At 41.4% G+C, this 15,795-nt stretch carries 13 protein-coding genes; 6 read left to right on the plus strand and 7 right to left on the minus strand.

The features are described 5' to 3' along the window. Position 1 precedes the first annotated feature (1 nt). Both argH and argA read left to right on the plus strand, forming a co-directional pair. Complete coding sequence (gene argH / locus QQK05_RS00805; protein WP_284295452.1) at positions 2 to 1,936, plus strand: argininosuccinate lyase; 1,935 nt, start codon at positions 2 to 4, stop codon at positions 1,934 to 1,936. 2 nt (positions 1,937 to 1,938) lie between these two features. Next, a complete protein-coding gene (gene argA / locus QQK05_RS00810) occupies positions 1,939 to 3,261 on the plus strand; it encodes an amino-acid N-acetyltransferase (RefSeq protein ID WP_284295454.1) in 1,323 nt (440 codons plus the stop codon). A 55-nt stretch (positions 3,262 to 3,316) separates the two neighbouring features. Here the strand turns inward: argA and QQK05_RS00815 are convergent, their stop codons facing one another. From QQK05_RS00815 to QQK05_RS00845, 7 genes are all read right to left on the minus strand, one after another. Continuing rightward, entirely contained in the window at positions 3,317 to 4,330 is a 1,014-nt protein-coding gene (locus QQK05_RS00815) for an alpha/beta hydrolase family protein (RefSeq protein ID WP_284295456.1), read from the minus strand. An 80-nt stretch (positions 4,331 to 4,410) separates the two neighbouring features. Continuing rightward, a complete protein-coding gene (locus QQK05_RS00820) occupies positions 4,411 to 5,289 on the minus strand; it encodes an AraC family transcriptional regulator (RefSeq protein WP_284295458.1) in 879 nt (292 codons plus the stop codon). 120 nt (positions 5,290 to 5,409) lie between these two features. Beyond that, a complete protein-coding gene (locus QQK05_RS00825) occupies positions 5,410 to 7,161 on the minus strand; it encodes a sugar phosphorylase (RefSeq protein ID WP_284295460.1) in 1,752 nt (583 codons plus the stop codon). Between the two features lie 31 nt (positions 7,162 to 7,192). Then, positions 7,193 to 8,413 (minus strand): glycosyltransferase family protein, encoded by a 1,221-nt coding sequence (locus QQK05_RS00830; RefSeq protein ID WP_284295461.1) that lies wholly within the window; start codon positions 8,411 to 8,413, stop codon positions 7,193 to 7,195. Then, a complete protein-coding gene (locus QQK05_RS00835) occupies positions 8,406 to 9,278 on the minus strand; it encodes an HAD-IIB family hydrolase (RefSeq protein WP_284295463.1) in 873 nt (290 codons plus the stop codon). The genes QQK05_RS00830 and QQK05_RS00835 overlap by 8 nt, the downstream gene beginning before the upstream one ends. Continuing rightward, the gene (locus QQK05_RS00840) at positions 9,271 to 10,137 is read right to left on the minus strand and encodes a kinase (RefSeq protein WP_284295464.1); all 867 of its coding nucleotides are present in this window, start codon (positions 10,135 to 10,137) and stop codon (positions 9,271 to 9,273) included. Before QQK05_RS00840 ends, QQK05_RS00835 begins: the two co-directional genes overlap by 8 nt. A gap of 155 nt (positions 10,138 to 10,292) precedes the next feature. Beyond that, positions 10,293 to 12,881, minus strand: coding sequence for a penicillin-binding protein 1A (locus QQK05_RS00845; protein ID WP_284295466.1), 2,589 nt, complete (start codon positions 12,879 to 12,881; stop codon positions 10,293 to 10,295). Between the two features lie 125 nt (positions 12,882 to 13,006). Here QQK05_RS00845 and QQK05_RS00850 point away from each other — a divergent pair, with 125 nt between their 5' ends. The 4 genes from QQK05_RS00850 to QQK05_RS00865 are packed head-to-tail and all read left to right on the plus strand — an operon-like array spanning position 13,007 to position 15,781. Continuing rightward, entirely contained in the window at positions 13,007 to 14,086 is a 1,080-nt protein-coding gene (locus tag QQK05_RS00850; protein WP_284295467.1) for a pilus assembly protein PilM, read from the plus strand. Continuing rightward, entirely contained in the window at positions 14,074 to 14,658 is a 585-nt protein-coding gene (locus tag QQK05_RS00855; RefSeq protein WP_284295468.1) for a PilN domain-containing protein, read from the plus strand. The genes QQK05_RS00850 and QQK05_RS00855 overlap by 13 nt, the downstream gene beginning before the upstream one ends. Then, a complete protein-coding gene (locus QQK05_RS00860) occupies positions 14,655 to 15,248 on the plus strand; it encodes a type IV pilus inner membrane component PilO (protein ID WP_284295469.1) in 594 nt (197 codons plus the stop codon). Before QQK05_RS00855 ends, QQK05_RS00860 begins: the two co-directional genes overlap by 4 nt. After that, positions 15,245 to 15,781: a pilus assembly protein PilP gene (locus QQK05_RS00865; RefSeq protein WP_284295470.1), complete on the plus strand. Its 537-nt coding sequence runs from the start codon at positions 15,245 to 15,247 to the stop codon at positions 15,779 to 15,781. The genes QQK05_RS00860 and QQK05_RS00865 overlap by 4 nt, the downstream gene beginning before the upstream one ends. The last annotated feature ends 14 nt before the right edge of the window (positions 15,782 to 15,795 follow it).

Here is a 15,795-nt window from a genome sequence, read left to right on the forward strand (position 1 = left end):
TATGGCGTTATGGGGTGGTCGCTTTAAAGAGCAAGCGAGTGCGCAGTTCAAAAAGTTCAACGATTCTTTGCCCGTTGATTATCGTTTGGCAGTGCAGGATATTGTCGGTTCGATTGCTTGGGCCGGCGCTTTGAACCAGGTTGGTGTGCTGAGCGACGAAGAAGTTGCAACGCTTGAGTCTGCTCTACTTGAACTTAAAGTGTCAGTTGAAGAGAACCCAAAGCAAATTCTGCTATCTGATGCAGAAGATATTCACAGCTGGGTTGAAATTCAACTCATTGAGAAAACCGGAGATTTAGGTAAAAAGCTTCATACGGGCAGAAGCCGTAATGACCAAGTTGCCACTGATCTTAAGCTTTGGTGCAAGGAAACTGGCGGGGAGCTTCTATTTGCGTTGGTTAATCTTCAACAGGCGCTGATGAATTTGGCTGAACGCGAAAGCAATACGGTTTTACCCGGTTATACCCATTTACAGCGTGCGCAACCAGTGACTTTCGGTCATTGGTGCCTAGCTTATGTAGAAATGTTTAATCGTGATATCGGTCGTTTGAAAGATGCGTTATACCGTGCTGATACTTCACCTTTAGGGTCTGGTGCACTCGCTGGAACAGCTTATCCAATTGATAGAAACCTATTGGCGCAGAACCTAGGCTTTAGAACTGCCACGATTAATAGTTTGGATGCGGTCTCTGATAGAGACCACGTCATTGAATTACTTGCGACGGCAAGCGTAAGCATGATGCATTTGTCACGTTTTGCAGAAGACTTAATTTTTTATAATTCTGGGGAAGCTGGCTTTGTGGAAATGAGTGACCTGGTAAGCTCAGGTTCATCATTAATGCCCCAAAAGAAAAACCCAGACGCATGTGAGCTAATTCGGGGTAAAGCAGGGCGTGTCTTTGGCTCGTTAACTGGCATGCTAACGACGATGAAAGCCTTAGCATTGGCATATAACAAAGATATGCAAGAAGACAAAGAAGGCTTGTTTGACGCATTAGATACTTGGCAGGAATGTATGGAAATGGCTGTACTTGTTGCTCAAGGGTTAAAGGTTAATAGCGCCAGAACATTAGCTGCAGCTCAACAAGGTTATGCAAACGCAACAGAGCTTGCTGATTATCTTGTCAGCAAAGATGTACCATTTAGAGAAGCTCATCATATCGTTGGTGAGGTTGTGTTAGCGGCAATTGATAAAGGTGTACCGCTTGAAGACCTGACATTAACTCAGCTTCAGAATTACAGTACTAAGATTGAGCAAGATGTATATCAGCACCTGACAATTGAGTCTACGTTGGATAAACGTGAAGCGTTAGGCGGTACGTCTAGAGCACAAGTTAAAAAAGCGATTGCTGATATTCAAAGTGACCAACAACAACTGTTAAATACACAAGTTGTCGGGGCGCCAGGTAAAAAGCAGATAGCGTTTGCATTAAGACAAGTTCAACAACGTTTGAATGCACAACGTGCAGCGGCAATGTCCGTGCGCCGGGCAAAAATGTCAGACGTTGATAAGATTCACCAACTCGTCGATGACTGGTCGAATAAAGGCGAGATTTTGCCAAGAACTCGTGACAATATCATTCATGATATCCAAAATTTCGTTGTTGCAGAACTCGACGGTCAGGTGGTTGGCTGTGCGTCGCTTTACATCTATCAAACGGATCTAGCAGAAATCCGCTCGGTCGTTATTGATGAGGCATTTCATGGTCAAGGACAAGGTCAAGCGCTTGTACAGTACTTGCTTGAGTTTGCTCATCAAATGGAGTTAGGAAAAATAATTGTCTTAACTTATATACCAGAGTATTTCAGTCAGTTAGGTTTTAGTTTGATTGAGAAATCGAGTCTTCCTGAAAATATTATTGAAGATAGCGAACCGAGCCCACATAAAAACCCTGAAGATGAATTGGCAATGGAATATTCGGTGGGTGCCTCGTAATAATGAACACCCCGAATATTGATCAGCCTAGTTATGTAAAATGGTTCAGAAATGCTGCGCCATACATTAATGCTCACCGAGGTAAAACGGTGGTCATGATGTTTGGCGGAGAAGCGGTTTTGCATCCCAACTTCTCTAATATTATTCACGATATTGCCTTGCTCAGAAGCTTAGGTGTAAAGCTAGTATTAGTGCATGGCGCAAGACCGCAAATTGATCAACGCATGCAGTTATTGGGTGCTGAGCAACAATTTGAGAACAACTTAAGAATTACGGATAGCGAAAGCTTGATGGCCGTTAAAGATGCGACGGGTGCGTTGCGGCTTCACATTGAAGCATTGCTTACCATGGGGTTGGCGAATTCACCAATGCACGGCAGTGAAATAAGAGTGAGTTCAGGCAACTTTGTGATTGCTAAACCTATCGGGGTCAAGCGCGGCGTTGACTACAAACATACTGGATTGGTTCGTCGTGTCGATACAAAAGGGATTAATAACCAACTTGATTTAGGGTCGATTGTTTTGCTGTCGCCTGTTGGCTATTCACCAACGGGTGAAGTCTTTAATTTGGCATTAGAAGATGTCGCGACTCAAGCTGCAATTTCGCTAAAAGCTGACAAACTTATTGCCTTTACGGAACAGCAAGGCTTGTTGTCATCATCTGGCGAATTGATTCGTAGTTGTAGTGTGCGAACAGTTAAATCCATGTTGTCAGAGAATGAAGATTTTACGCAAGAATTACTCCTTCGAGCGATTATTCAAAGTGGCGAAAATGGCGTAGAACGGTGTCATTGTGTTAGTTATCAAAGTGACACAGCGCTGTTGCAAGAGCTATTCACTCGAGATGGGGCAGGCACACTTATTGCGAAAGATCATAAAGAGCAAATCTCAACCGCATCAATTGATGATGTCGGTGGGATATTAGAGCTTATTGAACCTTTGGAAGAAGAGGGTATTTTAGTCAAACGTTCTCGTGAGCTTTTGGAATTAGAAATTGACCGCTTTTTAGTGCTGAAAAAAGAAGATGTGATTATCGCTTGTGCAGCATTATATCCTTATCCTGAGTCAGGCGTAGGGGAACTCGCTTGTGTTGCTATTCATCCAGATTATCGTAAAGGTAGCCGAGGTGAGCATTTACTCAATGCCATTGAAGCTTTTGCTAAACGACAGAAACTCAATGAGCTATTCGTTTTAACAACCGTCAGCGCGCATTGGTTTTTAGAGAAAGGATTTATCGAAAGCTCTGTTGATTACTTACCTGAGAGTAAAAAGCAGATTTATAACTTGCAGCGCAAATCTAAAGTCTTTGTAAAACGCCTACTATAAATTCAAGAAACAGCCCCAATAGAAATACTTCTGGGGCTGTTTTAGTTAAGAAATTTTAGCCGTGCTCACGCGCTATAAAGCTAAATACATGACCTAGTAATTGTTGTTGAATGGCTTTGCGGTCAACCCCTTCTCTGTCTTTGCATAATGAAACACCTTTTGCTTTGTGTTCGTGTTGACATGTATTGATGTAAACAAAGTGACCAGCACCTTGCTTAATACCTATTAACTGAGCGTTATCAATATGTTCAGCGTAATGTTTTGCATGCTGTTCATAGGGTAAGAAATCATTTTCAACGGAACCAATGATCAAGGTAGGCACGTTAATTTTTTGTAGGCTGTTATCATTAACTGCATGACCTAAGGCTGGGTCTAGGGCAATGATGGCATTAATCCTATTATCAAACATTTTTGCTTGATGAGTGGTCATTTCCGCTAAGTTCAATGCGTTTGATTTAGGCGTTGAGCCATAATCACAGCTTTTATCTCGTGCTGCTTTTACTGATTGGCAATAGCGTTCAGTTTTTCCCGCTTCTAAAGTAGAGCCAGCCAGCGCTAACGCTGTAAAACCACCTGCAGAATGCCCTAACATCAAGATGTTATTGGTGTCGACAGTAATACTCAGCAAGCCGGGCTCTGAGAGTTTATCGATAGCAAAACTTATCTCTTGCGGTCGTTGCCAAAACCTCATTAGCACACTTGGATCGATAGACTGTTTTCCGTACATCCAAGACTCACCATAATGGGCAACGCCAGCGACTAAGTACCCTTGCGAAGCCAAGGCATATCCCAGCCAATTCATTTCAATTGGCGAGCCAAATGCGCCGTGTGAGATCATCGCAACTTTCCGCTTACTTTGATGAGCCGCTAAACAGATTTGAGCACTGCATTCTTCAGCTTGGCTTTGATACCAAAATTTCACTTTTACGGGCTGCTGTGTTGTTTGGTTGTAAAAATCCACTTCAGTGCTTTTTAGCGGAAGCTGAGAAGATGCGAACACATGAGTACTGAAAACTAAGAGTCCAATTAAAGCGATAAATTTTAGCGTATTCATAGTGTTGCAAGTCATTATTATTCCTTGTTTGTCATTTCTTAGCATACTGTACCGACAATTAATATTGAGATCTGTGCAGAAAGTGCGATCTTCAGTCATGGACTTTCTGGGTTCTCGATAGCAAAGTAGAGTTTGGTAAGTAAACTCTCTTCGGGAGTTTGTAGCGGATTGTTGATATAACGCTGAACGATTTGCTGGTCTTTTAGTTTGATATTGTTTGGAAGAACCCATTGGGCATAAACTTGAGAAATGGTCTGCCACATCGTTGCGTGACTACCTATATGAGTAAAACACGCCCATTGACCTGCTTGCCAAGCAAATTCCTCTAACCGATGATCCGCGTTGAGACCATGGGTAAAGCCAGCAAAAAAAGTACTTTGAGTTTGTTCACCAACCCACGGATTATCGATGGATACTCCAATAGGTTTCAGCTGCTCAAATGTTAAGGGTAATGCCATGTCAGTTAGTTGCTTATAGAGTTCAGCAGCTATTCGAGAAAACGACTGTTGATCGAAGCCTTTTCCATAAAGTCCAAGGATAGTTTGTTTGGGGAGAGTTAATAATTGCGGCTCAAGCACACGGCTGAACTCTGAGTGTTTGGGTGCTAATATTCCCGCTCTTGGAGTGTTCGGCAACAAGCCCTGATTTGCTTGGCGAGGCGTTATCCCAAAGTTTTTCTTGAACGCACGAGAAAAAGAAGATGGAGAGTCATAGCCTGTTATTAATGCGACTTCGAGAATTGATTTATTACCCTGTTTAATTAGGTGCATTGCTTTCTCGAGCTTTTGCCGTTGGATGAAGTCTCCTAACTGAAAGCCTGTGGCAGCGGCGAATATTCGATTAAAATGGTATTTTGAATAGCCGGTATAGTTAGCTAATTCCTCAAGGCTAACTTTTTCTTCACTGTGATCAAAAACATATTGAGCCACTTGGCTAACAATTGTCGAGTGGGCTTGGCTAATAGAGCAATCCATCGCGCTTGATAAATTCCATTAAAAGTAAAAGTTACAATAACTTATCTTAGAGCATGATGGATTATCAAGTAGGTTTTATCTAAAGTCTATTTCACAACCTAAAGTAAACTGGGCGATGTATTACTCATTAGTATTGGTCAGCCATACAGTTTGATAGGGCGCGAGCGTTAGTTGTTGATTGAAACTATCGATCTCATCACCACTGATTAGGTCAAACCAAGATTCCGTGATAATCAAATTGAGTTCACTTACCGGTACTATCTGAACGTCCTTGGTAATGTTTGAAATGCAGAAAATACTTTGCTTTCGATCTAACGATTGTCGCCAAAAACCAAATAACGATAAACCGACATTGAGCGTAAACTGAGTTGCATTTGGGTGAAATGCGCTCTGTGCTTTTCGGATGTCGATTAACTTACGCATCGTTTGTAGAATGCGGGCGTGTTGGCTATCTTCGTTTTGTAAATGTTCGTCTAACAAGTGTTGATGCCAGCGTCGTCGGTTGATAGAACGGTTATGGTGTGTGTGATTTAATTTTTCATAATCATTGTTAGTGCCTAAGAGGCTATGAATATAAATACCCGGTATGCCTTCAAGCCCCAACATAATTGCATGTGCACAAATAAAACGTTCAAAACCGAATTCATCAGCACCATCAACGGTCCCTTTTAACGCATCTACTAGGGCAATATTCATTTCATAAGCTTTTTGTTTACCATCTGGTGTAGAACGCCAAGAAATGACACCGCCAAAACTTTGCATGGTTGAAATAAGGCTGTCGGTTTCATCTTCAGATAATATGCCTTCTACGGGCCGTAAACCAACACCATCATGAGAGGCGATAAAATTAAAATAGGTCGTACCGTTTTGTGCAGGTGGCATACTCATTAACCAACGTTTCAAGTGTAAGCAATTACCGGTAATTAAGGTATTGATGAGCAACGGAGGTAATGAAAAGTTGTAGATACAATGCGCTTCATTGGCGTTACCAAAGTACGTTAAATTCTGAGTGTTAGGAATATTTGTTTCGGTAATAATGACGGCATTGGGTTCAGCATGTTCAATTAAGCTTCTTAGCAAGCGAATGATTTCATGCGTCTGTGCCAAGTTGATGCAGGTCGTGCCCAGTGCTTTCCATAAGAATGCGACAGCATCGAGCCTAAATATAGTCACGCCTGCGTCCAAGTATTGGCGAAAGATTTTAACGAATTGTGCGAGCACAGCAGGATTTCTGAAATCAAAATCTACTTGATCGTGACTGAATGTACACCATACATGCTTTTCACCATTTGCAGTCATTGTCGGTCTAAGCAATGGCGATGTTCTTGGTCTTACAACTTTACTGGTATCGACGTTCGGATCACAAGTAAAGAAATAATCATGTCCGGTACCTGAGCCCTTAATAAAATTTTCAAACCACATGCTTCGACTTGAACAATGATTAATGACAACATCAGCCATTAATCGACGTTCATTGGCAATCGCTCGAATATCAAACCAGCTGCCGTGTGCTTCATTAACGCTAGAGTAATCGATGACTGAAAAGCCATCATCTGAGCTATAAGGAAAAAATGGCAGGATATGAACACTATTGACTGAAGAACCCAAATACTGGTTCATGAAACTGCGAAGGGTAACTAATGGTAGTTGCCCTTCTTGGATCAGACTATCCGCATAGGTGATCATGATTATATCCTGCTCTGACCAATGATTCTTATACGGTTCTGGGCTTTTTACGGACACAGATATTTGCATCAATTCAATGAGCTCTTGAGCAAAACCAGCGTAATCTAAGTCAATATCGACATCGCGATATATGATGTCGAGTTGACCACTAATCTTCTGGGCTAAGTTATCTAATACCGTTGTCATTTTTATTCCTTGAGTTTGAACTGATTAAGAATTAACTAAATTCCATGTGATCTTGTTCAACCGCATCTTTTAGCTCTTCAAGAATGTCCGGCACAGCGCTTTGTACTCTGTTCCATGTTGGCATAAAAGGAGTTTCCATCGGACGATCTAAGAACATTTGTCCTGCTGCCACAATATTTTTAGCAAACATTTCGATTGCTTTTTCTTCATTGTGAACGTCCAGTGTTAAGCCATTCATCAGGGCGTCATGTCGATAAGCTTCGACATAATCGAGCGCGATTCGAAAGTATGTCGCCTTTATCGAGCGGAATGTTTCTGTGCTAAATGTCTGTCCTTGTGTTGCTAACTTTCTAAAAAATGCTTTGGTAATATCTATCGACATTTTCGATAGTCCGGCGTTTTGATTGTCCAAGGAGAGGTCTTGATGTTTATGATCGTAGATATCTGCGATGTCGACTTGGCAAATACGATTATGTGCATAATTGCGTTGCATCTCACTTAACACACCGATTTCTAATCCCCAATCACTTGGAATACGAAGATCAGATAATACGTCTCGTCTAAACGAAAATTCGCCAGCTAACGGATAGCGAAAGCTGTCCATATAATCTAAGTATTCATTGCAGCCTACTGTGCGTTTTAATGCTTTTATTAACGGGGTGACAAGTAAACGTGATACGCGACCATTGATTTTTCCATCGGCAATACGCGCATAAAAACCTTTACTGAATTCATAGTTAAATTGTGGATGCGCGACCGGATATATTAGTCTTGCGAGTAAGGACTTTTCGTAGGTGACTATGTCACAGTCATGTAGGGCGACAGACTCTGCTTTGTCTGTTGCTAAAATATAGCCCATGCAATACCAAACATTTCGACCTTTTCCTAATTCCTTCGGCGCGAGTCCGAGTTTTTCGAGCTTTGCATCAAGCGCTTTTAAACGTGGGCCATCATTCCACAAAATACGATGATGTTGCGGTAATTTGTTGAAGAATTTTAATGCGTGCTGATATTGGGCTTGGTCAGCTCTGTCTAAACCGATAACTATTTGGTTTAAATAGGGCACAGTGGTCAACTCATCTACGATAGCTGGTAATGCTTCACCTTCTAATTCTGAAAAGAGTGAAGGAAGAATAAGTCCCAGTGGTCGCTGCTTTGTGAATTTAAGTAAGTCTTGCTCAAGAGATTCATGACTACGTTTTGATAAGTTATGTAAGGTGGTAACGACCCCGTTTTGATAGAAATCAGCCATACTTTCTCTCCTCTAGCATGATAGTGGTGTTGTCTGGATTTAAAATGTCCTGTGTTAAAAAGGTAATTGCCTCTACCCAACCTTGTGGGCCATATCCTTGTGTTTGGTAGATGAAACTTGCGTTATTGAGTGTTGGAAAACTGTGAACGGGTGATCGCACTTGAACCGATAGGTGAGCTGCTTCTAGCATGGCGGTATCATTATCGCCATCACCAAGGGCAATCGTTGTCTGCTGTTGTGATTTGTCAGTGTGGTACAGGGAAGCAAGCCATTCCAAGGCGCGGCCTTTGTCCGTGAAGTCCCCAACATGAATGAAGCGGCCACCACGAAGTACGTTGGCACCGTGTGCTTTTATATGGCTAATGAACTCGTCAGCTTTATCTTCATTGTCGTGCCACAATACAGGCTCATTGAACATGCGTTGATTTGCTTTTTCTGCATCTTCTAGCGCTAGTCCTGTTAAGTTTGCAATCGTTTTTGCGGATAACTCCGAGAATCCTTGAAATTGATCACTATAGATAGCGCCTTGTGCTTTCAATAACTCAATCCATGTTTCTCTGGGTTGGCTAAACGTTTTCATCCAGTAGTTTTGGTAGCTATGGCACTCTTTTGGACAATCGATGAATAATGACTTAGGCAAGAAAACCGCGGCGCCATTCTCGACAATAAAAGGTGCCTGTATACCAAGCTTTGACTGCAAGTCAGTCACTTCGGCGAATGTCTTGCTGGTATTGATAATAATTGGAATCCCAGCATGCTGTAAGACGGGGATGAGTTGATCAGCTGGTGCATGACTGTAACTAAAATGGTCAAGCAAAGTACCGTCTAAATCGGTGAATATTAGGTAACTTGGTTTATTAGACATGCTTATTCCTTAGCGCTGATATTGTGCGGTTGTGTGATAACTCAAAGACGAAATCGCAAGTAGCAGGCAACGAGTTCAACCCATGACAGGTCAGTCGTTGAAAATATTGAATAAAGCGGGCGACATCAGATTGACTCATGATCTTGGTATTTTGAGTCGTGCCTTGGCTTTCCATCAGTTTTTGCTCCTGCTGCCAACGCCATTGATGAACACAGTCAAAAGAGGGAGCTTTGAGCATCAGCCAAGTATCCATTTGCTGATAAAATGCAAGGTAGTGTTGTAGTTGCTGATTGACGTAATGACGCCATTTGCCTTGAGTATCTTCATTACGCTCGAGGTCATTACAAGGCAAATCAAGCTCGTTACTGTTTTGAGGTGCAACACCCCAACACCATCCCTCCATGATAACAACATCAACAGCTTCAACTTCCGGCCATAGTTCATTAGGATGAGGATTATCTGTCGCTTTATTAAAACGAGGTAACTTGGTTTTTTGATTATTTGCTAGCTTGTTTAAGACATCGTTAAGCAAATCAAGATCGTGTGTCCCAGGCACTCCCCTTGTGCTCAACAACGGATGGATATCTTTTGCTAATAATTGTCTACGCTGTGAAGTGAGGTAAAAGTCGTCTAATGAAATTACGGCTACATTGACCGCAAAATGTTCTGCGAAGTATTGGGCAATAAAATCAGCAAGAGTTGATTTACCCGAGCCCTGACAACCGTTAATACCAATAAAGAAAGGCTTTTTTTGTGAAAGGTGGCTAGATAGTTCTTTTGTGACAGGTATAAACCATTGTGTTGCTGTTTCAGCAAAACTTGCCGGTAACTTGTGCTGTAAAATGAAATTATCAAGCATACGTGTTCCTTTTCTCTCTAAGTATGAAGAGAAACAACTAATATGCCACTAATAAATAAGCCCTAAAAATCAGTGTGTTACTGATTTTTAGGGCTAAGTGATGTAGTTTTTCGGTGAATTAATCAGCCTTTTTGCACCATGATGGTGCGAATTAGCTAAAATATTTCTTCTTCTTCCGCTGTCTCGAAAATCTCGTTACTGGTATCTTTGCTAACAAACTCTGTTGGTTCAGTACCTAATTTGAAATATTCGAATACTGTTGTTTTATCCGTTTTATCGGTGAGCTTACCTGTTGCCTTATCAATGCGAACCGTCACAATATCGACAGGTTGTTCAAAAGGCTCGTAAGGATATTTCTCAAGCGCTTTTTCCATAAAGGTAATCCAAGCGGGTTGGGCCGATTTTGCACCAAACTCTTTACCGGTTATCTGGTTTTCACCAAGGTTACGGTTGTAAATTGTTTGACCAAGGTCTCTAGAAGGATCATCAAAACCAATCCAACTGGTTGCTACGATTCTACGACTATAACCAGAGAACCATGCGTCCTTTGCCGCATTAGTGGTCCCTGTTTTTCCTGCAATATCACGGCGTTTTAGTTTACGACCTCTAAATCCCGTACCTTGCCAACCAGGCTTATAGGACCAATCTGCACCCCATATCGCACTATTTAGTGCTTCAGTCATTAGGTACGCATTTTGTGGACTGATAACGCGTTCTGCTTGAATAGTGGGTTGCTCATTGGCGATATCTTGATCCTGTGCTGATTGAGACAATTCGCTGACTAAGCCTGCTGGCGTTTTTATTTCATTCATTGTCTTGGTTTCTTCAGCGACTTCCTCCTTTTGATTGACGATTTCGCAAGGATCGCAAGCTAAAGCAGGATTAGCTTGATAAATTGTATCGCCAAAAGAGTCTTCAATACGCTCGATCAGGTAAGGCTGTACTAAGAAGCCACCGTTAGCGAAAGTTGCGAAACCTGTGACAACCTCCATAGGTGTTAATGAGGCTGAACCAAGTGCTAGCGACTCATTACGCGGTAATTCGTCAGGTGCAAAGCCAAATAATGATAAATAATCAATGGTATTGCTAATGCCAACTTCTCTTAATAATCGAACGGCAATAACGTTTTTGGATTCAGCGAGTGCTTGTCGAATTCGAATAGGTCCAGCATATACTGCTGGCGAGTTTTTCGGGCGCCATGCAATGCCAGACTTTCTATCCCATTTGTTAATCGGTGCATCATTAACAAGCGAGGCTAACGTCATTCCTTTCTCCAAAGCGGCAGAATATAGGAATGGTTTAATATTTGAACCAACTTGACGTTTGGCTTGCGTTACTCGGTTAAATTCACTTTGCTTAAAGCTGAATCCACCTACGGTAGCTAGAATAGCACCGTTATCTGGATTCAAGGCGACAAGCGCACTTGATACTTTGGGTAACTGGCTTAATGCAAATTGCTCGTCATTAATTGACTTAACAAAAATTACGTCGCCAACTTTAATAATGTCATCAGGTGTCTGTGGTGGTGGACCTTGCTTATAGTCGCTAATAAACTCTCTAGCCCAGCTCATGCCACTCCATGGAATTTCACCTTGACTTAAGTCTTTGAAGGTTATCATCGCCATTTCTTCATCGACGTAAGTGACAATCGCAGGAACAAGCGATTGGAACCCTTTCATTTCTGATAATGTTTCAACAATTTCTTCCTCAGATAATGGGGTATCAGGAGAAACTTCAAGCGTTTGACCCACTTCAAGTGTTTCAGGAATCGGGCGTAATTCCTTAAGCGGTCCACGATAGCCATGGCGCAAATCATATTCGAATAAGTTTTTCACCACGGCTTGTTGAGCTGCCATTTGCAGGTCTGCAGGCACGGTGAGAAATACTTTATAGCCGCCTGTATAGGCCTCTTCTCGACCGTAGCGCGTTAACATTTCTTGATGCGCCATTTCTGCAACATATGGAGCATTAACCTCTATTTCAGCACCATGGCGTTTACCTGTTATTGGCGCATTTTTAGCTTCGGTATACTGTGCCTGAGTAATTTTTCCCGTTGTTAGCATTCGCTCAAGAACAACAGCTCTGCGGTCCTTTGCTCGTTTTGGCGAACGTATTGGATTCATGGTTGATGGTGCTTTAGGTAAGCCTGCCAATACGGCGATTTGTGCTAACGTGAGATCTTTGACTTCTTTCCCGTAATAAACTTGAGCGGCAGCACCAAATCCAAAGGAACGATGACCGAGTGCTATTTTGTTCATGTATAGCTCAAGAATTTCGTCTTTTGTTAATAGACTTTCGATATGCAAAGAGATGAATATTTCTCGAATTTTACGCGTATAGGTAACTTCGCGTGTCAGAAAGAAGTTTCTTGCTACCTGCATTGTGATTGTTGAACCACCGCCTTTGTTTTGGCCAATGATCTGGCCGAACACAGCACGAGATAGGCCAATTGGATCAATACCAAAATGATAGTAAAAGCGTTCGTCTTCGGTTGCTAATATAGCATCGATGAGCTGTTGAGGCATGTCATCGAGTGACAAAGGAATTCGCTTCTTCTCGCCAAATTGCGAAATCAATTTGCCATCAGCCGTAAAAATTTGCATCGGTGTTTGCCACTTTATTTCTTTAAGTGACTCTACACTTGGCAATTCATCACGCATACTGATATAAATTACTATAAGTGCGATAACACCAGCGAAAAATCCAATGCATGCTAATTTAAATAAGTTTTTTAACGAAAACACAAATTAAGCCTAAAAATTTGTCAAAAAAGTTCATATATCGCTAGTATATCGTGTAAAACCATGTAATAAATGTATTTATACATATAAAATGTCATAAATAATTATAAAAAAGCTAGTAGGACGTTATGCTAAGCAGCCTATGGAAAAAGAAAGCACCGATGATGGTGGGCATTGATATTGGGTCTCACAGTATCAAGGCAGTATTGCTAGGGCAAGATGCTAACGGCTATACCTTAGAGGCTATAGCCGTTGAAGCGATGCCTCGCGGGGCCGTTATCGACAGGGAAATTCAAGATATTGAAGCTGTCGGTAAAATTCTATCTAAAGTGCGCAAAAAAATCGCCAGTAGCATCAATCAAGCTTCTGCGGCGGTGTCTGGTCAAACCGTTATCACAAAAGTGATATACATGGATGTCAATCTGACAGAAGAAGAATTGGCGAACCAAATTGAAATTGAAGCCGATAGCTTAATTCCTTACCCTCTCGATGAAGTTAGTCTCGACTTTGAAACGCTCGATGTAAACGAGTCTGATCCAAGTAAAGTTAATGTTTTATTAAGTGCAGCGCGGACTGAGTCTGTTGAAGCACGTGTCTCGGCACTTGAGGCTGGTGGTTTTCAAACTAAAGTGATTGATATTGAATCATATGCCGTTAGTCGCTCTTATGATCTGTGTTTACCTTTGCTGCCTAGTGACGCTGAAGAAAAAGTCGTAGCGCTTATTGATATTGGCGCAACGATGATGTTGTTTTCGGCAACAGATAAAGGCCAACATATTTACAGTCGCGACCAAATGTTTGGTGGTGAACAGTACACTCGCTCTATCGTTTCATACTACAACAAGTCTTTTGAAGAAGCTGAATTAGCAAAAATATCTAAAGAGCTGCCGCCGAACTATACTTTTGAGGTACTTGCTCCATTTCATACCATGTTAGTGCAACAAGTAAGACGTGCAATACAGATGTTTTTGACGACAAGTGGTAAGAGTAAAGTAGATTACGTTGTTGTTTCTGGTGGAACAGCGATGGTGGAAGGTTTACAGGAACTATTATCAGAAGAGTTAGGTATTCATACGGTGATTGCTCAGCCGTTTAAAGAAATGATGATTGCAGAAACTGTTGATAAGAACTTACTAGCGGGCGTGGAACCTCAATTAATGGTTGCCGCAGGTTTAGCAATGAGGAGTTTTAGCCCATGGCATATATAAACCTTCTCCCTTGGCGTGAAGAAGCGCAAAAGGCAAAACAGCGAGAGTATTTTAGCGTTCTCGCAGCCGTGGTTTTTGGTGCGCTTGCGATAATTTGGTTAATTGGTGAATTTTACCAGCTTAGAATCAATGGTCAGTCTACTCGCAATCAATATTTACAAACGGAAATTCAAAAGCTTGATGTACGCATTGGTCAAATTCAGAATTTGAAAGAGAAAAAGTCTGAATTGGAAAAGCGTATTGCAGTAATTGAGCAACTGCAGTTGAGCCGTAATGTGGGTACACAGGTATTAGATGAGTTAGCTAAAATAGTACCCAATGGTATTTATCTTACGAGCCTAGAGAAAAAAGCTAATATGCTTGAGGTGATAGGAAAAAGTGAATCCAATAACCACTTAGCCAATATGATGAGAGCGATTGAACGCTCAGATTTACTAACAGATGCTAGCTTGGAATCTATCGTCAATAACGACAAAGAAAGTAAGTTGTTAAGTAATTTCACAATGAAAATTAGAATCAAAGGGATTACTGACAATAAACCAGCACCACAACCTCAAGGAGATAATGCGTGAACATAGATCTTTCGCAATTTGACAACCTTGAATTAGACAACATTGGTCAATGGCCCAAGGCTGCTAAGATTGTTTTAGCGGTTTTTCTTGGCGTGTTAACCATTGCATTGGGTTTCTTTTTAGTTATTAGTGACAAAATTAAAAATTTAGAGTCAGTGACTCAACAAGAGCAAACATTAAAACAAGAGTTTCAGGCAAAATATCATATCGCGGCCAATTTAGAGACATTTCAACAGCAAATGATTGATGCTGAGGCAATGTTTGCATCTCAATTAAAAAGTTTACCCGAAAGTCATGAAACACCAGGTTTACTTGATGATATTACGTTTGTTGGCACGACGAGCGGATTGAATTTTAAACATATCAACTGGCAACCAGAAATCACTCAAGAGATATACATTGAATTGCCAATAGATATCGAAGTGATTGGTGACTACCATGATTTTGGTAACTTCGTTTCTAAGATTGCAGGCTTGCCTAGAATCGTAACGATTCAAGATTTTAAGATGACGATCAATAAAGAGTCTAAAGATATATTAACGTTGAAGATACAAGCCAAGACCTATCGTTATAGGGAGAGCCAATCATGAAAAAGCTTTTAATTGGTTTATCTTCAATTGCATTAACGGGCTGCTTTGGTGATACGTCTGACTTAAATACCTATACCGAACAGGTAAAAGCTAATACGACAAATTATGTTGCGCCAATGCCTGAAGTCATGCCATTTAATCATTTTTCATATTCTGCCCAGCAGTTGCGCAGTCCGTTTGTTGAGCCTCAACCTGAAGCTATTCAAGAGAAAATGCAACAAATGGCAGGTTGCTTAAGCCCAGATCCTCGTCGAAGAAAACAACCGCTTGAGAAGTATGCGATTAGTAGCTTAACAATGCGTGGAACTTTAGGAGAGTTGGGTGTTACGTGGGCACTGGTAGAAGCATCCGATGCAACATTGCATAGAGTGACAATCGATAGTTATTTAGGCCTATACCATGGTCGAATTACCGATGTTACAGACGATTATGTTACAGTGATTGAATTAATACCTGATGGCACAGGTTGTTGGTCTGAAAGAGAAACTACGATTGCTATTAGCGATTTAGCGTCACAAGGGCAAGGGAAGTAAACTTGTTAGATAAC

The sequence above is a fragment of the Thalassotalea loyana genome (genome assembly GCF_030161435.1).
GTDB lineage: Bacteria > Pseudomonadota > Gammaproteobacteria > Enterobacterales > Alteromonadaceae > Thalassotalea_G > Thalassotalea_G loyana.